Source organism: Borborobacter arsenicus (assembly GCF_003934165.1).
Taxonomy (GTDB): Bacteria; Pseudomonadota; Alphaproteobacteria; order Rhizobiales; family Rhizobiaceae; genus Pseudaminobacter; species Pseudaminobacter arsenicus.
In genome coordinates, this window is sequence record NZ_ML133509.1 from 352066 (window position 1) to 371916 (window position 19851).

Sequence of the window (19851 nt, forward strand, 5' to 3'; positions counted from 1 at the left end):
AGCGTGTAGCCTGATCCATTTCCACACGCTTCAGGCACGGTTTCTGCTGGGGGTCTTTTCGATGAAGGATGTGCTCAAGGAACTCGAAAGGCGCCGCGAGATCGCACGCGCCGGCGGAGGCAAGGCACGCATCGAGGCCCAGCATGCCAAGGGCAAGCTCACCGCACGAGAACGCATCGAGATCTTCCTGGACGAGGGCTCATTCGAGGAGTTCGACATGTTCGTCGAACATCGCTCGACCGATTTCGGCATGGACAAGACCAAGATTGCGGGTGACGGAGTAGTTACCGGCTGGGGCACGGTGAATGGGCGCACGGTCTTCCTCTTCGCCAAGGATTTCACGGTGTTTGGCGGTTCGCTTTCGGAAGCACACGCCGAAAAGGTGGTGAAGGTGCAGGAAATGGCCCTGCGCAACCGCGCGCCGATCATCGGCCTTTACGACGCCGGCGGCGCCCGCATCCAGGAGGGCGTCGCGGCGCTCGGCGGCTATGCCGAGATTTTCCAGCGTAATGTGCTGGCTTCCGGCGTCATTCCGCAAATCTCCGTCATCATGGGCCCCTGCGCGGGCGGCGACGTCTATTCACCCGCCATGACGGATTTCATCTTCATGGTGCGCGACACTTCCTACATGTTCGTGACCGGTCCCGACGTGGTCAAGACCGTCACCAATGAGACGGTGACGGCCGAGAGCCTCGGCGGGGCGTCGATCCACACCACCAAATCCTCCATCGCCGACGGCGCCTATGACAATGACGTGGAAACGCTGTTGCAGATGCGCCGGCTGGTCGATTTCCTGCCGGCCTCCAACACCGCCGAAATTCCCGAGATCGAGTGCTATCAGTCCGTCACCGATGACGACCCGTCGTTGGATCGCCTGATCCCGGACAACGCCAACAAGCCCTATGACATCAAGGAACTGATCCTGAAGACCGTCGACGAGGGCGATTTCTTCGAGATCCAGCCGAGCTTCGCCAAGAACATCGTCACCGGCTTCGGCCGTGTCGAAGGCCGCACCGTCGGCTTCGTGGCCAACCAGCCCATGGTGCTGGCCGGCGTGCTGGATTCGGATGCAAGCCGCAAGGCCGCCCGCTTCGTGCGCTTCTGCGACTGCTTCAATATCCCCATCGTCACCTTCGTCGACGTGCCGGGCTTCCTGCCGGGTACTGCCCAGGAATATGGCGGCCTGATCAAGCATGGCGCCAAGCTGCTGTTTGCCTATGCCGAGGCGACCGTCCCCAAGATCACCGTGATTACGCGCAAGGCCTATGGCGGTGCCTATGACGTTATGGCGTCGAAACATCTGCGCGGCGACATGAACTATGCCTGGCCGACCGCGCAGATCGCCGTCATGGGCGCCAAGGGTGCCGTCGAGATCATCTACCGCAAGGATATCGGCGACCCCGAAAAGATCGCCGCCCACACCAATTCCTACGAAGACAGGTTCCTGTCACCCTTCGTGGCCGCCGAGCGCGGCTATATCGACGAGGTGATCATGCCGCATTCCACACGCCGCCGGGTGGCGCGTGCGCTACGCATGCTGCGCAACAAGAACCTTGATAACCCCTGGAAGAAGCACGACAACATCCCGCTGTGAAGCGGCGCACAGTGGCTGAAAGCAATCCGAAGAACACGGCCTTCACGGCCGGGCGTCAATGCGTGCTCTGTGCCATCTGGATCACCTCATTATAGGCATCCAGATCGACGTAGAATATCCTCGTGATCTCCGTGATCAGTTCGTCGTCCTGGTAGCCACGCGAACGCAATATGTTCACAGCCGTCAATATGTCGACGTGCTCGGTCAAGCGCGGCTTTTGGCAGTCGTCCAGTTGCAGCATCGGCTTTCCCCTCGTCCGATCGCTTAACGCCATGGGAATACGCATGTCAGTATGGAGGAGGCCGCTTGCGCGGGCCTTGCGCTTGCACCTGCTCCATAGACGGGACTGACGCGGATAAGCGGCCCGACTCACCAAGGGCCGGCCGAAGCGTAACACAGTGGGCACAGTTCGTACCTATGGTGGTTCGCAGCCGGTCCAGGCCGAGTTATATTCAGGCGTCGCCAACCACCTTTTTCACCCGCCACGATAGGGTCGACTTCACGAAACGCTGGAACAAGCGAGGCTAAGATCGTCATGGCCCTCACCTATCACTATCATCCGCTGGCATCGTTCTGCTGGAAGGCGCTGATCGCACTCTATGAGAACGATACGCCGTTCGAGACTGTTCTGGTCGATCCGGCCGACGAGCAGTCGCGCGCGGCATTCCTGAAGCTGTCGCCGCTCGGCAAGATGCCCGTGTTGCACGACGATGGCCGGAACCGCACCATTCCTGAATCCTCGATCATCATCGAATATCTGGGCCGCCATTATCCCGGCGCAACGCGCTTCCTTCCCGAAGACCCCGATCTCGACTTGCAGACGCGGCTGCGCGACCGCTTCTACGATCTCTATGTCCACGACCCCATGCAGCGCGTCGTCGCCGACCGGCTTCGGCCAGCCGACAGAAAAGACAGCTATGGCGTGGAACAGGAAAAAACAAAGCTGCGAAATGCCTATGCCATAATCGAACGTGAAATGGCATCAAACCATTGGGCGATGGGCGACGATTTCACCCTTGCCGACTGCGCCGCCGCCCCGGCCCTGTTCTATGCCAACAAGGTCGAGCCGTTTGGAGAGGCGCACGGCCATGTCGCTCAATATCTCGGCCGCCTGATGCAACGTCCTTCCTTCGCACGAGTTGTGGAGGAGGCGCAGCCCTATTTCCGGTTGTTCCCGCAGGAGCCGTAACCGCACAATCAGAGGGCGGAGACAAATGCCGGCAGACAAACAACCGAAGAAACCATATTTCAAATATGCGCTATAATTGAAATTTTCTTCCTTCGATTAATGTGGTGGTTCTGACAATTTCTGCGCCATCTCAATCGACCGGCACCAACGCCGTCAAACTCAGGAACCAAGACTATGAAATGGCTGAACACTCTGCTCGTTGCTGCCGCCGTGCAATTGCTGGCGCTGGCACCGGGCCATGCCGGCTCCAATCTGGATGACATCAAATCCGCCGGCGTCCTCAAGATCGGCACGGAAGGCACCTATGCACCCTTCACCTTCCATGACGCATCCGGCGCGCTGGTCGGTTTCGACGTCGAGATCGGCCGGGCCATTGCCGAGCGCCTCGGCGTTAAGGCAGAATTCCTCGAAGGCCGCTGGGACGGGCTGATCGCCGGCCTCGACGCCAATCGCTATGACGCGGTTATCAACCAGGTCGGCATCACCGAGGAGCGCAAGCAGAAATATGATTTCTCCGAGCCCTATATCGCCTCCAAGGCGGCGCTGATCGTGAAGGCCGACAATGAGGACATCAAGAGCTTCGAGGACCTCAAGGGCAAGAAGTCGGCGCAGTCTCTCACCAGCAATTTCGGCAAGCTCGCCGAAGCCTCGGGCGCTGAACTGGTGGGAACGGACGGCTTCGACCAGTCGATCCAGCTCGTGCTCAATGGCCGTGCGGACGCCACCATCAATGACAGCCTGTCCTTCCTCGACTTCAAGAAGCAGAAACCCGACGCCAATGTGAAGATCGCCGCCACGCAGGACAAGGCCGACTATTCCGGCGTCATCATCCGCAAGGGCGAACCGGAATTGCTTGCCGCCATCAATGAGGCCTTGAAGCAGATCCAGGCTGACGGCACCTATCAGAAGATTTCTGAGAAATATTTCGGAGCGGACGTTTCCAAGTAAGATCTTGTGACATTTGCGGCGGGCCGTTCCTTCGGGATCGGCCCGCCGCCTGTTTTCCTATATTGTCCCGATAAATCCACACCTGTCCGGCGATCCGACCGGAGGACCCGCCCGTGCCCCATTGGCTTCAATTGATGATCGACTCGCTCGGGCCCCTCTTGTGGGCCGCGCTGATTTTTACCGCACCACTGACCCTGCTTTCCTTCGTGCTCGGCCTCACGCTCGGCCTGGTGGTCGCGCTCATCCGCCTGTTCGGGCCAGCACCCTTGGTGCCGATCGTGCGGTTCTATGTCTGGATCATTCGTGGCACGCCGCTTTTGGTCCAGCTCTTCCTGATCTTCTACGGGCTGCCAAGTGCGGGCATTGTGCTTGATGCATTCCCGGCCGCCCTGATCGGCTTTACGCTCAATATCGGCGCCTATACGTCCGAGATCATCCGTGCCGTCATCGGCTCGATCCCCAAGGGCCAGTGGGAAGCAGCCTATTCCATCGGCATGACCTGGCAGCAAGCGATGCGCCGCACCATTCTGCCGCAAGCCGCACGGGTCGCGGTGCCGCCACTGTCCAACACCTTCATCTCGCTGGTGAAGGATACATCACTGGCGGCAGCGATTACCGTGCCCGAACTGTTCCAGGCCTCGCAGCGTATTGTCGCCACAACCTATGAACCGCTGATCCTCTATATCGAGGCGGCGCTGATCTATCTGGCGATGAGCTCCGTGTTGTCACATCTGCAAGGCCGTCTCGAGCATCGGCTGGGACGTTATGGCGGCTATATCGAGGCGCACAAATGATCGGGCTGGAAAATATCGAAAAGCGCTTTGGCGACCATACGGTGCTGAAGAACGTCTCCGTCGAGATCGACGAGGGCAGCGTGATGGCACTGGTCGGCCCGTCCGGCGGCGGCAAGAGCACACTGCTTCGCTGCATCAACCTGCTGGAGATTCCGACCTCCGGCACGGTCCGGATCGGCAGCGATGCGCTGACCTTCCATCCCGGTAGCAAGGTGGCCACAAGCGCCATCCAGAAATTGCGGCGCCAGACCGGCATGGTCTTCCAGAATTTCCAGCTCTTTCCCCACCGCACGGCCGTCGAAAACGTCATGGAAGGGCTGACGACGGTGCTGAAATGGCCGACGGGGCGAGCGCGCGAACGGGCGCTGGAACTGCTCGACAAGGTCGGCCTTGCCCACAAGGCCGACGCCTGGCCGGCAACGCTGTCGGGCGGCCAGCAGCAGCGTGTCGCCATCGCCCGTGCCCTGGCACCCTCGCCAAAGGTTTTGTTGTGCGACGAGCCGACCTCGGCGCTCGATCCGGAGCTTGCCGAGGAAGTGGTCGAGGTCTTGAGCCAGCTTGCGCGCGAAGGCACCACCATGGTGATGGCAACCCATGACCTGCGGCTTGCCTCCACCATCGCCCGGCAGGTGGTGTTTCTCGATGCCGGCCTGGTGGTGGAGACGGGGCCGGCGCGCGAGGTCTTCAAGAACCCGCAGCGGGAGCGCACGAAACGCTTCATCGCCACGCTGACGCAGGAGGCAAAGGGCGGGCACGACTGAACGCGAAGCAGCGTCAGCGGCTCTCCCATATCCAGGAGCGGTCGCGCCAGAGCTTTTCACCAATCAAGCAGTCATAGGCTGGAGCGGCCGCCGCCAACACGACCGGCATCCCCTCGCCGCTTGCTTTGTTGCCTGCCGGGCTGTCCTTCTGCGCGAGTTCCATAACGAGCTTGCGGCGGATCGCTTCGGGAAATTGCGACCAGTCATTGACTGGAACCATGAAGGCCCCCGGCCCGCCGATGACGCAATTCGCGTAATAGTGGTCGAGGTCGGGGACGTCATAAGCGCTGGCGAGCCCGCCATTGGTCATCAGCGGCAGGCCGTTGATGGTGATGCCCTGGGCGATCAGCCGGTCGCGAATGCCGGCGACCGGCGGACCCTGATTGTTCGGTCCGTCGCCTGAAATGTCGATCACCCGCTTGTTGCCGGCATAGGCGCTTTCGGCGAACAGATCGAAGCCGAATTCCAGCGCGCCGGAAATCGAGGTGCGCCGCGCGCTGTTGGGCGGGTTGGCCGAAAGCTGGCGCGCGACCCGTTCGGCATCCTCCCGCGTGGCAATCACCGTCCACGGCACAGTGATGTATTGCGAGGAATATCCGGCCCATTCGAAGAACGTCACCGCGATCCGGCCGTAAGCACCCTGTGCGATCGCCTGGAGCACATCTTCATGGGTCAGTGCGGCGGCATAGCCGTGGCGCTGGATCTCCAGCTCGCCCGGCGACATCGACAGCGAGACGTCGGCGGCCAGGACCAGTTCGACATCGACCGGCTCGGCCGCGGGGCTTTGGGAGGCGAAAAAAACCGCCAGCACCAAGGCGGCACTGCCGGAAAATGCATGCCTGACACAAGCCGGACAAAACATGTCTATGAGGGTACGCGAAAAGCCGCATTTGAAAAGAAAGGCCCGGAAAAATTCCGGGCCCGGTTTCTTCACGTTTTCGCGAGTGGAGCGCCTATTCCCCTTGGATCAGTTTCGCGGCTTGAGGTTTTCCGGATCGTAGAGCGGCTTGTAGCCGACGCTGGCCACCTCGACCGGATAGGTCTCGCCGAAATATTCGACCGTCAGCTTGCGGCCCTCCTGGCAATAGGCCCATGGCAGATAGGCGAGCGCGATGTTCTTGCCGATGGTCGGGCCATAGGCGACCGAAGTCGTGTAGGAGCGGCGGCCAAGCTCATCCACCAGCGTTTTTCCGGTTTCAGGGTCCATCACGGGCATGATGCCGACCGGATAGCGGGCAACGCCCTTTGAATCGACATTATCGGTCATGACGAGCGTGCACAGCGTTGCCGGCTGATGCGCCCGCGCCTTGTATTCCACATGCTTTGCCCTGCCACGGAAATCCGCCTCCTTGACCTTGGGGCGGGCCAGATCGGCCTCGAAGAGATTATATTCGGTCAGTAGGTCGGCATTCTGCAGGCGTAGGCTCTTTTCCATGCGGCGAGTATTGGCATAGGTCTCGACGCCGACAGCCATGACGCCGGTCGAACGCAGTGCATCCCAGACGGCCAGGCCATCCTCATAGCGCATATGCAGTTCCCAACCCTGCTCGCCGACATAGGAGATACGGAAAGCCGTTACTTGCCTGCCAGCGATGCGAACCGGCTTGATCGCCGCGAAGGGGAAGTTTTCCAGCGACAGGCCTTCCGGGTCTTCCACCACCTTCTGCAGCGTCGTGCGGGCATTCGGGCCCCAGATGCCGACGGTAACATATTTCTCGGTCACATCGGTGATGGTGACGTCAAAGCCCTTATCCTGTGCCACCCGGCGCATGTAGTGGTAGTCACGCGGACCGGCATCGGCGCCATCAATGACGCGGCAGCGGTCTTCCATGCGGATCACGGTCAAATCCGCGCGCACCATGCCTTCGTCGTCGAGGAAGTGGGTGTAGATGCCCTTGCCCACCATGTTGTCGCCGCCGATCTTGGCCGCGCACAGCCACTCCATCAACGCGACGTGATCCGGGCCTTCGACGTCGATGACCGCGAAATGCGACAGGTTGATGATGCCGCAATCTTCGCTCAGCGCGAGGTGCTCGGCATTGGAGACGCGCCAGAAATGGCGATTGTCCCACTCGTTTTCGCGCACCGGTACGCGGTCGCCATATTTTTCCAGCAGGTGCTCATTGGCGGCATAGCCATGGGCGCGCTCCCAGCCGCCGAGTTCCATGAAATAGCCGCCCAGTTCCTTCTCGCGCTCCCAGAAGGGCGAGCGGCGCACATTACGGCCCCCGCCGAAGGGCTCGCGCGGATGCACCGCCGGGTTATAGACCTTCATGGCGGTCTCGGTGCAGCGCTCCTCGATATGCTTTTCCTCAAGCTGGTGCGGCTGGAAGCGGGCATAGTCGATGCGGTTGTGATCGATCGACGTGCGGCCGTCCGTCATCCAGTCGGCAATCAGCTTGCCCATGCCGGGCCCGTCCTTGACCCAGATGGCGACGGCATACCACAGCCCCCTCACCTTCTGGCTCTCGCCCATGGAAGGGCCGCCATCGGTGGTCACCTGCAACAGGCCGTTGAAGGAATGGCCCTCATTGTAGCCGAGTTCGCCAAGTATGGGCGTCAGCTCCATGGCGCGCTCCAGCGGCTCGATGATCTGCTCCATGTCGAGGTCGCGCTGCGATGGCGAAAGCCGGGCCTGATCCTTCTCCAGCAGATCGCGCGGATGGCAGAGACGCGGGTTGGTTTCCTCGTAATAGCCCCATTCGATCTGCCCACCCTCGGCGGTCTTGGGATCGCCCGTGTCGCGCATATAGGCCGAGTTGCCCTGATCGCGCAGCAGCGGCCAGCCGATCTCCTTGCCGGTACCGGCGAACTCCTCATACGGACCGAAGAAGGTGAGCGGATGGTCGATTGCCATGACCGGTAGGTCCTCGCCGGCCATTTCCGCGATCAGCCGGCCCCAGATGCCGGCGCAGACCACCACATGATCGGCTTTGATGGTGCCGCGGTTGGTCACGACGCCCTTGATGCGCCCACCCTCGATCAGCAGCGACGTTGCCGACGTATTGGCGAAGGCCTTCAGCTTGCCTGAGGCTTCGGCCTGGTCGACCAGCTTGCCGGCGACCGTCTGCGAGCGCGGAATGACCAGACCTGCATCTGGGTCCCACAACCCGCCCTGGACCAGGCTCTCCTCGATCAGAGGAAACTTTTCCTTGATCTCGGCAGGTTCGATCAGGCGTGCGCGTGTGCCAAAGGCCTTGCCCGAGGCAACCTTGCGCTTGATCTCGTCCATGCGCGCATCGTCGCCCACGCGCGCCACCTCAAGGCCGCCGACGCGGGCGTAATGGCCCATCTTCTCGTAGAAGTCGATCGAGTAGAGCGTGGTCCAGCAGGACAGGAAATCATGGCTGGTAGCGTAGCAGAAGTCAGATGCATGCGCGGTCGAGCCGATGTCGGTGGGGATTCCGGACTTGTCGATGCCGACAATATCGTCCCATCCGCGTTCGATCAGATGATGGGCGATCGAAGCGCCGACGATACCGCCCAGCCCGATGATGACGACCTTCGCCTGTTCCGGAAATCCTGCCATTTTCCCTGACTCCGAGATGGAATTTTCCGGCACACTATAGAGCGGTACGGCTCGATTACAGCCTGTTTGCGACACCGCACAAACGCACCGCGACTTGACCGAACACAGGCCATGTCGCGCTGTGGCCAGCTTGGCCGACAAGGTTAACATTTTCATCGCTATTTACGGATAAGCAGAAACAATGATTGGGATTTCAATCCCAGCGGCCCTTGGAAGCCTATTATGACCTCAACTGCCAAAAACACGACAGCGACCGGTGCGTCCGGCGTCTTTGCACTGTTGAAATCGCCCCTGGCGCTACTGGCGATCGCGCTTCTGTTCGTCTTCACACTGCTTACACTGCCGATCATTTTGCCGATCGGTCCGATGTACTGGGATGTTTTCCTCTATTACGATGCCGCAAACAGAATTTTCGACGGCCAGGTGCCAGTCACAGATTTTTTCACGCCTGTTGGTCCGCTTGGCTATTATTTGTTTGCCGGTTGGCTGGCGATATTCCCGAATGCCCAGCCCGTGCTCCTGGCGCATTGGTCATTGCTTGCCGTAACCGCGCCGCTGATGGCACTTTTGGTTTGGCATGTGGATCAGCGATCGCGCGGCACCGCGTTTGCGCTGCTGATACCGTTCCTTGTTTTCGCGCTGCTGCCCTTCAATACGCGCGAGTTTTATCCCTTCCCGGGGTCGGATGGCTTCGGCATCTATAATCGCCAGGCCAGCGAGGTCTTGTATATCCTGGTAGCGGCACTGTTCTTCGTGCGCGACCGCCGCCTGCTGACGATACTCATCACCGCCTCCATGTCCGCGCTGTTCTTCCTCAAGATCACCGGCTTCGTCGCCGGCGGCATAATCGCCGCCTATGCGCTTCTTTCGGGCCGGGTGACGTGGAGGATCGCCATCCTGTGCTCGCTCATCTTCTTTGCAGTGCTGGCCGGCATAGAATTGTCCAGCGGACTGGCCAGCCAGTATATCTTCGACATCATGAGCCTCGTTGCCATGAACAAGGGAACCTTGCTGCCGCGCTTCCTCCAGGCCACCTCCCTCAATTTCGGCATCGTGGCGACCGCGGGCAGCCTGGCCCTTCTCCTTCTATGGTCGGATCGACGGAGTTTAACCTCCGGCGTTTTTGGCGGGCAACAGACCTCGCGCGCCGGTACATCACCGGCGCTGCTTACGCATGACGGTCCATGGCTTCTCGTGGTTCTTTTCGCGGGCATCCTTTTTGAAACGCAGAACACCGGAAGCCAGGCGCTGATCTTCCTGTGGCCGGTGCTGCTTTCCGCCTTCCTCAAGACGGGCAAGCTCGTGGATCGCCCTATACTCGTGCTTTTGATCATGGCGCTGGTCGCCGCAACCGCATTGCCGCCAGCCGTTCGCGTTGCAGAGCGCGCGGCACGCACCTATGTCGGCGCGTTGAAGAATGTGCCCCTGGAACACCGCAATCTGAAAACGCTCGGCGCCGTCGACATGCGCACGGAAGTCGCCACGCGCACCGAGCATATGCTGCGCTTATATCCAGAGCTCCGGGCGCCATTCGAAGAACTCGTCGCCGCGGGCGAACTGCCGACGCCGATGCTCTATTCCGACTTCGATTTCCAGATCAGCTATCTGAGCGCAGTTGACATCGCCATCGAATCCATCCGGGGCCTAGAGGCCCGGCGCGGCATTCATTTCGATACCATCATGTCGCTGAACTTCGTCAATCCGTTTCCATGGCTCATGGAACGCTCGGCCCCGCTCTACATCGCAATCGGTGCCGACCCGATGCGCGCGGTCCCCGATCCTGGCTCCCAGGAGGAGAATGCGGTCACAGACACCGACCTGGTGCTGTACCCGACCTGCCCTCCGACCACGGCAAACGCGTTGCTCTACGACATGTACAAGGACGCGCTGACCAAGCACCGCCGCATCAGGCTGGATCAATGCTACGACGCTTTCATCCACCCAAAATTCGAGGCATCACTTGGCTCGGATCCGGGCTTGCCAAGTCAATAAAAAAGCCGGGCGAGCCCGGCTTTTCAAGCGCGCTCCTTTTTCGATCGCCTATTTCATCTGGCTTTTGACGAAATCCTTGACGATCGCAACGATGCCGCGTGACAGCAGGCTGTCGAGCGCGTCGGCGAACTGGTCGACATGCTCGCGCTGACAGATCAGCGGCGGCAGCAGGCGGATGACATTGCGGTTATACTCGGTGAAGGCAACCAGCACATCATAGTCGCGAAGCAGCAGCGCCCCGACGAAGCCCGACAGCGAGCCCTTCAGCTTGTCGTCAAGCACGCCGACAACCGGCCGCAGCACCATGGGCAGGGTCTGCGAGAAATCATGGAATTCGAGGCCGACCATGAAGCCTTGGCCACGAACGTCCTTGATGATCTTGGGATATTTCGCCTGCAGTTGCCGCAGCCGTAGCAGCAGATAGTCACCGGTGACGGCGGCGTTATCGATCAGCCCCTCGTCATAGAGCACGTTGAGCGTTTCGATCGCCGTGATCGAGGCCTCGCCGATGCCGCCGAAGGTGGCGGCCGCATGGATCATCGCAGTCTTGGGCGTGCCATAGGCCTTCATATAGACGTCGTGGCGCGCGATCATCGCGGCCATGGCCGATTTGCCGCCGCCGAGCGACTTGGCGACTGCCGTGATGTCGGGCACCACGCCGAAATGCTCGAAGGCGTAGAAGCGGCCGGAGCGGCCGACACCGCACTGCACCTCATCGGCAATCCACAGCACGCCATACTGGTCGCACAGCGCCCGCAGCTTCTGCCAATAGCCATCCGGCGCCTGGATGATACCGCCGCCACCCTGGATCGTTTCCAGCACGATGACGCCGATCTGCGGATCGGAACGGAAGGCGTTTTCCACCGCCTCTATGTCGCCGAAGGGAATGCGCAGCGTGTTGTCGATAAGCTTGAACTCGCCCCGGTAGAGCTGGCCGTCGGTGACCGACAGCACGCCCCTTGTCTTTCCGTGGAAGGAATTCTCCGCATAGACGATTTTCGGCCGCTTCGGCCCGGCCGCGCGTTCGCCAAGCTTGATGGCCGCCTCCATCGCCTCCGACCCGGAAGAGCCGAGAAACACCATATCGAGATCGCCAGGTGAAATCTGCGCAAGGTTATGAGCCAGCGCCGCCGCATATTGCGACATGAAGGCGATGGCGATCTCGTGCCGGTTCTCCTCCTGGAACTTCTTGCGCGCGGCCAGGATGCGCGGATGGTTGTGGCCGAGCGCCAGCGACCCGAAGCCGCCGAAGAAGTCCAGTATCCTGCGCCCGTTCTGGTCGGTGTAGAACATGCCCTCGGCACGTTCGATCTTCACCTTGTGAAAGCCGAGCAGCTTCATGAAATGCAGCTGGCCGGGATTGAGATGCGCCTTGAACAGGTCGGTCATGCGCGCGACATCCATCGCATTGGCCTGCTCGACGCTGAGCAGTGCGGGCTTGGCAAGCTGTGCCGCCGGCGAGAGGCTCGGCGCTGCGACGACGGCGCGGCCATCGGCCGTGCTCGGTTTGGTCATGACTGTCATCGAGATTTCTCCTATTCGGCCGGAACGTGACTGGCTGCCAGCGCCTGGCCGGACTTCTTGGCGCGATATTCGTCGTAGGCGGCGATCAGCATGTCCTCGTCGCGGTATTGCGGCACCCAGCCGAGGTCGCGCTTGGCCTTAGAGACATCGAGAATGCACATCTCGTCGGCGATCAGATATTGCTCAGGGTCCATGATCGGCATGTTGATCAGGTCGAACAGGTCGAGCGTGCGCTTCACCGCCCAGGCCGGCGTGGGCAGGAGGATCGACTTCGATCCGGCATGCCTGACCAGATCGCCCAGCAGCTTGCGCACCGGCGGCGGGTTGAGCGAGCCGAGATTATAGGCCTCGTTGGGAACGCCGGCCTTCCAGGCGGCACGCGCCGCTTCAGCGCAGTCAAACACCGAAATGAACTGATAAGGGTTCTTGCCCGAGCCGATCATCGGCACCGGCAGGTTCCAATCGATCAGCTTGAACAGCTTCTCCAATATGCCGAGCCGTCCGGGGCCGATGATAAGGCGCGGGCGAAACAGCGAGATGCGCATGCCGCGCTCGCGCCACTCGGCCGCCATCTCCTCGGTCTTCAGCTTCGACAGGCCATATTCGCCAAGCGGCACGGCCGGATGGTCCTCGGTCTGGGGATAGGTATAGGTGTGGCCGTAGACCATGTCGGTCGTGTAGTGGACGAACCGAGCCGCGCCGGCCTTGTCCATCGCCTGGATGATATGCTGCGTGCCATGCACATTCACCGGCCAGAAGAAATCGTGCCGCTTGGCGCGTACCTGCAGCGGCGACAACATCTTGGCCGAGACATTGTAGACCATATCGTCCGACTTGATCCCCACGGCCGCCACGGCCGAAGGGTCGGTCACGTCGCAATGAACGAAATGCGCGGTGCGGTAGTGCGCGAGCTCGCTCCTGACGATGTCGGCGACGATCACCTCCTCGCCTTCGGCAAGCAGTTTGGGTGCAAGATGGCGACCGACAAAGCCGTCGCCTCCGAAAATGATATGTCTCATTGGACGAACTCGCTGGTTTGAGTGGATGTGGAGGAAGAGGCCACCGTCGTGTCGCGGTGCGACCGGTCGCTCTGGGCAATCAGCACAGTGCCGACGCAGATGAGTGCGATCCCGGCAATCCGCCAGGCATTGAGGTCCTCGCGAAAGATGAAATAGGCAAAGACCGCCACCGCGACATAGGCCAGGCTGAGGAACGGATAGGCAAAGGACAGCTCTACCTTGGACAGCACATAGAGATGCGAAGCCATGGAAATGACGAAGGTGCACAGCCCGAGGAAAACCCACGGACTGAAGACGATCTGGAGCATCCTGATGATCGGATTGACGCCTTCGAATGAAACCGCCCCAAGCGACAGCATCCCTTGCTTCAACATAAGTTGGGCTGCCGCATTGGTCATGACCGTGAACAGTATGAATCCTATGTATTTCATCTTTCCCCGCTATCTGCCGGACGCTCTATTATAAACTCGAAAATATTCCGTGAAACAACGAGCGCATTTCTTTCTGAATATCGTTGTTCATTGATAACCGGGGCTGGCCCTTTTCATTCGGCCGCCTGCGGAATGTTCGTCTTCGTCAAGGCAAGCCGCCCGGCTGTCCGCATCCAGAAACTCGACATGAAAGCCGGATCGCGCAGTGCTTCCAGTTCCCGCCAACCCGGAAAAGAGGCGGCGAAAGTCTCGGCACTCATGCGCGCGTCCTTGTAGGGATTGACCGCGCCGCCAGCGTCCATCGTTATGGCGTCCAGCTCTTTCAGCACCGCCAGCGTCGAGGCTCCGCGATTGGGGAAGTCCAGCGTCAGCGTATAGCCGGGCCGCGGAAACGACATCAGGCCGGGCGAACGCACCGCACCGAAGCGCTTCAACACGGTCAGGAACGAACTCTGCCCCGCCTTTTTTGTCGCAGCCAGCAAGGCGGGAATGGCTGTTCGGGCAGCTTCTTCTGCAACCACGCTTTGATGCTGGAACAGGCCGCGCGGCCCGTAGAGGCGGTTCCAGTTGCTGAGGCCATCGAGCGGGAAGAAGAATTTCTGGTAGGCAACGTCATGCGGTTCGTTCTGCCTGCCCTTCAGCATGCGGTAGGCCGTATTAAAAGCCTTGAGAACCGGCCGGTTGAGCAGGTTGACAGGCGGCTGGAACGGGACACCGAGCAGGCTTTTTGCGCCTGCAGCCGAACGAGCACCGGACGCGGCGTGATTGCCGATCATCAGCAGGCCACGCCCTGCCCCATGCGCCGCCGCCAGTTGGTCTATCCAGGCGACTGCATATTCGTTGGCCGATTCTGCTTCCTCGACACTATCAAAGAATTCGCCAAGGTCGCGGAATGGCGCCACCCGTTCCAGAATGTCGAGCGACGGCACGCGCATCAGGCGGATCGTCGCCGTCAGGATCAGTCCCGTCAGGCCAAGCCCGCCGATCGTCGCACGAAACAGGGGCGCGTTCTCGGTGTTGGAGCAATTGTAGGTCTTGCCATCGGAACGCAGCAAGGTGAAGGACTCGACATGGCAGCCAAAGGTGCCGCGTCGGTGGTGGTTCTTGCCGTGCACATCATTGGCTATCGCCCCGCCAAGCGTGACGAATTGCGTGCCCGGCACCACTGCCGGGAAGAAGCCATGCGGCGCGACATGGGCAATGATGTCGCAAAGCAGCGTGCCGGCTTCGGCCTCCAGCAATCCGGTCGCGGCATCGAAAGAAAGGATATGACTCAGCGAGCGCATTTCGACGATGCTGCCGGCACCGTTCTGGCAGGTATCGCCGTAGGACCGGCCATTACCATAGGCCAGCAACGACGCGGGCGCCGCAGCGCCGCCTTTCAGCAGGCCGATGGCGTCGCCGGCCGCCATTGCCTGTCCGGCCGCTGGCGTGGCCATCCCAAAGCTTGCATAAACGTCGCTCATGGCCATAACCCGGCCGCGACCAACAGCAGGCCGCCACCCAGCGCCACGAGTTGGCTGCGCCAGTCGCGAATGATGAAGACGACAGGATCGTCATGCATCTCGTCACGGCGCGCCAGGATCCAGACCCGCATCGTCATGTAGAGCACGATCGGCGCCAGCGGCCACACCATCCAGGGATGCGGATAAAGTTCGCGCACCGCTGCGCTATCGATATAGAGCGCCAGCACCAGCGCCGACGAGAATGCCGAAGCCATGCCCGCCTGGGCGATGATTTCCTGATCCTCCGCGCGATAGCCGCGGCCTGCGATACGCTCGCCCGGCACGAGCACCGAGGAACGCAGTTCGACATAGCGCTTCACCAGCGCCAGCGACAGGAAGAAGAAGATCGAGAAGGCCAGCAGCCAGAACGAGACGTTGACCCCGGTGGCGGCCGCACCGGCGAGGATGCGCACCGTATAGAGGGCCGCAAGCATCAGGACGTCGATCAGTAGCATGCGCTTGACCGCCAGCGAATAGGCGGTAGTCGCAACCAGATAACCGGCCAGCACCAGCGCAAATGCCACCGGCAGGAATAGGGCAGCGCCGATGCTGACAGCGAGCAGGACGACAATCGACACGAGGCCGAAGGGAATGGACAAGGCACCGCTGGCAAAGGGCCGATTGCGCTTGGTCGGGTGGCGCCGGTCGAGCCCCAGATCGAAGAAATCATTGACGATATAGATGGCCGAAGCCGCCGTACTGAAGGAGATGAAGGCGAGCAGACAGGCCAGCAGCATCCGTTCGTCAAAATATTCGTGCGCCAACACCATCGGCACGGCAATCAGCGAATTCTTGAGCCACTGATGCATGCGCAGCATCCTGGCGACCGTTCGCACGGTCACCTTCGGCGCGGCGACGGTTTCGCAGCCATGCTCAGCCTGCCAACGCGCCGCCTGCCTGTCGGGAGCGACGACGATCGCCTTGCGGGCAGCATCGAAGACCTTGAGGTCGTGCCGGCTGTTGCCGGCATAGTCGAAGCCGCCATCGCCATAGGCGGCGACCAGCGCACTGCGCTTGCGGCCGGCGGTCAGATTCTCGGCGCCATCGGTGGCCAGAACGGAATCGAAGAGACCAAGATGAGCCGCTACAGCCTCGGCGAATTTGCGTGGCGTACCGGTGGCCAGAACGATCTCACGACCGGCCTGGTGCTCCTGCCGCAGACGGGCCACAACCGCATCGCGATAAGGAAGGGCTGCCGGGTCAATGTCCACCCGTTCGGCAATCGCCTGTTTCAAACGGGCGGGGCCTTTGGCTAGCCAGAAGGGGACCATAAACAGGAAAAGCGGGTTCTTGCGAACGAGCAGGAACAGACCTTCCCAGAGAAGATCGGTTGCAATCAGCGTGCCGTCCAGATCGACGGCAAGCGGTATCGCGCTATTGTCGGATCGCGCATCCATTGTTCGCCCGCCCTGCCCCGTTTCGATGTTGCGCCGTTCGCCGGCGTCTGGGCATGGGGTATAGCGACCATAGCGGTAGGGAAGGTTAAACGAGCAGTTGCAGAAACAGGCCGGACGCAAATTTTGCGTGCCATCGTTAAGTGCCTGCTACCGAAAACAGTAAAAGGCCGGACATTTGCCCGGCCTTCCCTGTTTCTATCCTACTCGAGCCGACTTACTTGATACGGGCCACTCCGCCCGAAATCTCGATGGTTTCGCTGCCGGTCAGTGCTTCGCGATCGCCATTGGGCATGGTCACGAAACAGCCATTGGCGCAGAACTCCACGGTTTCGCCAGCCGCAAGGGCAAGCTCGGTCTTGCTGCCGCCTTCAGTGACGATCAGCGTGCGCGGCTCGGTGTCCTTGTTGATCGCGCTTGCGCCAAAGGCCGTGTTGCCGGCAAGGACAAGAGCGCCCGCCGCAAGAAGAAATCTCATCATCGCAATGTCGGTGTTCCCACCGCCTCTGTTGCCATTCGCAAGGCACTGCCGCCTTTGCAGCGACCTTATATGAGTTGCAAGCTGAACGGCAACTGAATGACACATTCATGCCAAATTTGGCAAAGGCCCCGCCCCGCGGGGTTATTCCGGGTCGGGGCGTTTCGACCGGCGGCGCGGTCGCGCTTCGGCCGCCTGCCGGGCCTTGGCCTGCTCGGCCTCGTAATGCTGTGCTTCGGCCTTCTCATCGTCGGCGGGCCATTTGGGTTCCGGCGGCGGCTCGATGAAACGGGGCGTTGAGGGAATGGGAATGCCGGCGCCTTCGAATGCGTCGATAATTGCGAAGCGGATATCGTTCTGGACGCCGCTGCCATTGTTGATATCGGCCAGAAAGGCGCGAATCTCGAATTCAAGCGCGGCCGGTCCGAAATTGGCAAACAGCACGAAGGGCTCGGGGTTCTTGAGCACCAGCGGATGGTTGCGGGCGATCTCCAGCAGGATTTCATGTACACGCCTGACGTCGGAGCCATAGGCGACGCCGACCTTGACCTCGATGCGGCCGAGCTTGTTGCGGTGCGTCCAGTTGCCAACGGCACTGTTGATCAGTTCGGAGTTGGGCAGGATGACCGTCTGGCGCTGGAAGGTCTCGATTTCGGTCGCCCGCACGCTGATCTTCTTGACCGTTCCCGATACCGCGCCTGCCACGATCCAGTCGCCAGCCTTGAACGGGCGCTCAGCCAGGAGGATCAGGCCGGAGACGAAGTTGGACACCACATTCTGCAGGCCGAAGCCGATACCGAGCGACAGGCCGCCGGCGATAAGGGCAAAATTCGAAAGGTCGATGCCCGCCGCCGAAATGCCGATCAGCGCAGCAATCGCCAGACCGGCATAGCCGACCACAGTGCGGATCGAGTTGCGCACGCCGGTGTCGACCTTGCCGCGCGCCATGACCGAGCCGTCCAGCCAGCCCTGGAACCATCTGGTTAGGAAGTAGCCGATGGCAAAGACGATCAGCCCCGTGACGATGGCGAAGGGGGAGAACGAGAAGCTGCCGATCTTGAAGCCGGTCGCCAGCTTGTCCAGCCAGGTGGCAATATCGCCCGGCTGGAAGCCCCATTGGAACAGCACCAGCGGCAACAGGACGGCGACAATCAGTATGTTGATCAGGACGCTTGCGGCCAGGCCAAGCTGGTCGAACATGGTCTCGTCAGTGCCGTAGCGTTCCTGCAGACGGCGGCCGACGGCGGTGTTGGCGAAACTGCCCTCTTCGGCAATAGCGCGCGAGGACAGGAAGCCTATATAGGCGGTTGCCAGGATGGCGCCGGTTATGACGATCTGCCGCGACACAAATTGCGCGAAGCTGACATAGCCCAACAGTGCCGAGATGATGGTTACCGCCCCGAGGAAATAGAACAGGAAGCGCAGCGTTGGCGGCCATGGGCGCGGCGCTCCTTCTTCATCGGCAAAGGGCCTGACGGTGCCTATCAGCACCAGGAGCAGGCCGACGGTTATCGCGGCAACGAGGCTTTTCAGGATGGTGACGGAAAGCGGCGAACTCAGCGTTTCGCTGATGACGCCCATCAGATAATCGAACCCGACCACCAGCGCCATTATCGTCATGAGCCAGACCAGCAGGCGGCCGGGCCTTGGCTCGATCGGCAGAAGCCGCCATGCCGGCATATCCGGCGAAAACACCGCATGGCTGAGCCGGTTGACGAAGAAGGCTATGAAGATGACGACGCCTACGCCGTTAAGCAGGACGCCAATATCGCCACGCAACACATTGAAATAATTGTAAAGACCAATGGTCGCGTTGAGGAACACGCTGACGGCGATGCTTGGCAGAAGCGTCGACCAGAAGGCAACCGACAGCCGGGAGAGATAGGACGGATCTTCGTCTTCCGCGTCGCGGTAGAATAGCCGGCGAAAGAGGCGTTTTCCGCCGAATTGCAATGCGGCTGCGGCCAGCAGCGCCAGGAATGTCGCCGTCAGCACCGCATTGTATTTGAACTGGACGACAAAGCGCAGCCAGGACGATATCGATTTATAGAGCGCGCCAAACTCGTGCTGGACTGCTCCTCCCACCTCGCCGCTGAATGCGTCGCCAAGCCGGTAGCGCTTGGTCAGCATGGTGGTGAAAAGCTCGCGCCGCAGTGTCGAGATCGTGTTGATCAGTCCGTGGACGCGAACCGATAAGTCTTCGGCATTGCCGAGAAGGACGTTGATTTCGGCCTTTTCGGTGGTCAGCGCCTGACGTTCCTTCGCAACCAGTTCGGGCTCGGCGGGCTGGCCCTCAGCCGGCGGGGGGCCCAGCTGCTCGATGCGTGAGTTGATTTCTGTCAGCCTTGGCCGGAATGCCACGCCGCTGCCCAGCAGAGACTTGCCGATCGTCTCCAGTTCGGCCCGGTTCTCGACAAGGCCTTCCTCGTCCTCGCCGCCGGCTTCGATTTCCTTTTCGATCGTGTCGAGCTGGGCTGCGAGCCTCTCGATCGTCTGGCGCTGTTCCGCAACGACCCCACCGGTCGTTCCATTGGCCGGCGTTACAGCCTGCGCAAGCGCTGCGTCAGGCCATCCGGCGGCCACAAACAGCATCGCCAGAAGCGCAACAAGGCGGCACAAAATTCCACGCAATCGTCTGTCGGGGCGACTCACTGGCTCACGAACCGGCTGCAAAAGGGTCCGATAGTGATAAA

The 19851-nt window shown here is 60.9% G+C and carries 16 protein-coding genes; 6 read left to right on the plus strand and 10 right to left on the minus strand.

Annotated features, from left to right (window positions below; genetic code table 11):
• The first annotated feature begins 61 nt into the window (after positions 1 to 61).
• Positions 62 to 1594: an acyl-CoA carboxylase subunit beta gene (locus tag EET67_RS03245; protein WP_128624780.1), complete on the plus strand. Its 1533-nt coding sequence runs from the start codon at positions 62 to 64 to the stop codon at positions 1592 to 1594.
• A gap of 55 nt (positions 1595 to 1649) precedes the next feature.
• On the opposite strand, the gene EET67_RS03250 is transcribed toward EET67_RS03245, so the two are convergent.
• Positions 1650 to 1835, minus strand: a complete 186-nt coding sequence (locus tag EET67_RS03250; RefSeq protein WP_128624781.1) for a hypothetical protein — start codon at positions 1833 to 1835, stop codon at positions 1650 to 1652.
• Between the two features lie 294 nt (positions 1836 to 2129).
• Here EET67_RS03250 and EET67_RS03255 point away from each other — a divergent pair, with 294 nt between their 5' ends.
• From EET67_RS03255 to EET67_RS03270, 4 genes are all read left to right on the plus strand, one after another.
• On the plus strand, positions 2130 to 2783 hold the full coding sequence (locus EET67_RS03255) for a glutathione S-transferase family protein (protein WP_128624782.1): 654 nt from the start codon (positions 2130 to 2132) through the stop codon (positions 2781 to 2783).
• 174 nt (positions 2784 to 2957) lie between these two features.
• Entirely contained in the window at positions 2958 to 3731 is a 774-nt protein-coding gene (locus EET67_RS03260; RefSeq protein ID WP_128624783.1) for an amino acid ABC transporter substrate-binding protein, read from the plus strand.
• A gap of 113 nt (positions 3732 to 3844) precedes the next feature.
• Positions 3845 to 4525 carry an amino acid ABC transporter permease gene (locus EET67_RS03265; RefSeq protein ID WP_128624784.1) on the plus strand — a complete coding sequence of 227 codons (681 nt, stop codon included), beginning with the start codon at positions 3845 to 3847 and terminating at the stop codon, positions 4523 to 4525.
• Positions 4522 to 5286: an amino acid ABC transporter ATP-binding protein gene (locus EET67_RS03270; RefSeq protein WP_128624785.1), complete on the plus strand. Its 765-nt coding sequence runs from the start codon at positions 4522 to 4524 to the stop codon at positions 5284 to 5286. Before EET67_RS03265 ends, EET67_RS03270 begins: the two co-directional genes overlap by 4 nt.
• Before the next feature lie 13 nt (positions 5287 to 5299).
• On the opposite strand, the gene EET67_RS03275 is transcribed toward EET67_RS03270, so the two are convergent.
• Positions 5300 to 6148 (minus strand): DUF1194 domain-containing protein, encoded by an 849-nt coding sequence (locus EET67_RS03275; RefSeq protein ID WP_128624862.1) that lies wholly within the window; start codon positions 6146 to 6148, stop codon positions 5300 to 5302.
• A gap of 105 nt (positions 6149 to 6253) precedes the next feature.
• On the minus strand, positions 6254 to 8815 hold the full coding sequence (locus EET67_RS03280; protein WP_128624786.1) for a GcvT family protein: 2562 nt from the start codon (positions 8813 to 8815) through the stop codon (positions 6254 to 6256).
• Between the two features lie 222 nt (positions 8816 to 9037).
• Here EET67_RS03280 and EET67_RS03285 point away from each other — a divergent pair, with 222 nt between their 5' ends.
• Positions 9038 to 10807 carry a hypothetical protein gene (locus EET67_RS03285; RefSeq protein WP_128624787.1) on the plus strand — a complete coding sequence of 590 codons (1770 nt, stop codon included), beginning with the start codon at positions 9038 to 9040 and terminating at the stop codon, positions 10805 to 10807.
• A 48-nt stretch (positions 10808 to 10855) separates the two neighbouring features.
• Here the strand turns inward: EET67_RS03285 and EET67_RS03290 are convergent, their stop codons facing one another.
• From EET67_RS03290 to EET67_RS03320, 7 genes are all read right to left on the minus strand, one after another.
• On the minus strand, positions 10856 to 12331 hold the full coding sequence (locus EET67_RS03290; protein WP_128624788.1) for an aspartate aminotransferase family protein: 1476 nt from the start codon (positions 12329 to 12331) through the stop codon (positions 10856 to 10858).
• Positions 12332 to 12342: 11 nt separating this feature from the next.
• Positions 12343 to 13350 carry an NAD-dependent epimerase/dehydratase family protein gene (locus EET67_RS03295; RefSeq protein ID WP_128624789.1) on the minus strand — a complete coding sequence of 336 codons (1008 nt, stop codon included), beginning with the start codon at positions 13348 to 13350 and terminating at the stop codon, positions 12343 to 12345.
• A complete protein-coding gene (locus tag EET67_RS03300) occupies positions 13347 to 13781 on the minus strand; it encodes an EamA family transporter (RefSeq protein WP_128624790.1) in 435 nt (144 codons plus the stop codon). Before EET67_RS03300 ends, EET67_RS03295 begins: the two co-directional genes overlap by 4 nt.
• Positions 13782 to 13894: 113 nt before the next feature.
• Positions 13895 to 15247, minus strand: coding sequence for an FAD-binding oxidoreductase (locus tag EET67_RS03305; RefSeq protein WP_128624791.1), 1353 nt, complete (start codon positions 15245 to 15247; stop codon positions 13895 to 13897).
• Complete coding sequence (locus tag EET67_RS03310) at positions 15244 to 16683, minus strand: UbiA family prenyltransferase (RefSeq protein WP_128624792.1); 1440 nt, start codon at positions 16681 to 16683, stop codon at positions 15244 to 15246. Before EET67_RS03310 ends, EET67_RS03305 begins: the two co-directional genes overlap by 4 nt.
• 214 nt (positions 16684 to 16897) lie before the next feature.
• Positions 16898 to 17161 (minus strand): hypothetical protein, encoded by a 264-nt coding sequence (locus EET67_RS03315; protein ID WP_128624793.1) that lies wholly within the window; start codon positions 17159 to 17161, stop codon positions 16898 to 16900.
• A 141-nt stretch (positions 17162 to 17302) separates the two neighbouring features.
• Positions 17303 to 19750 carry a mechanosensitive ion channel family protein gene (locus EET67_RS03320; RefSeq protein WP_128624863.1) on the minus strand — a complete coding sequence of 816 codons (2448 nt, stop codon included), beginning with the start codon at positions 19748 to 19750 and terminating at the stop codon, positions 17303 to 17305.
• Positions 19751 to 19851 lie beyond the last annotated feature (101 nt).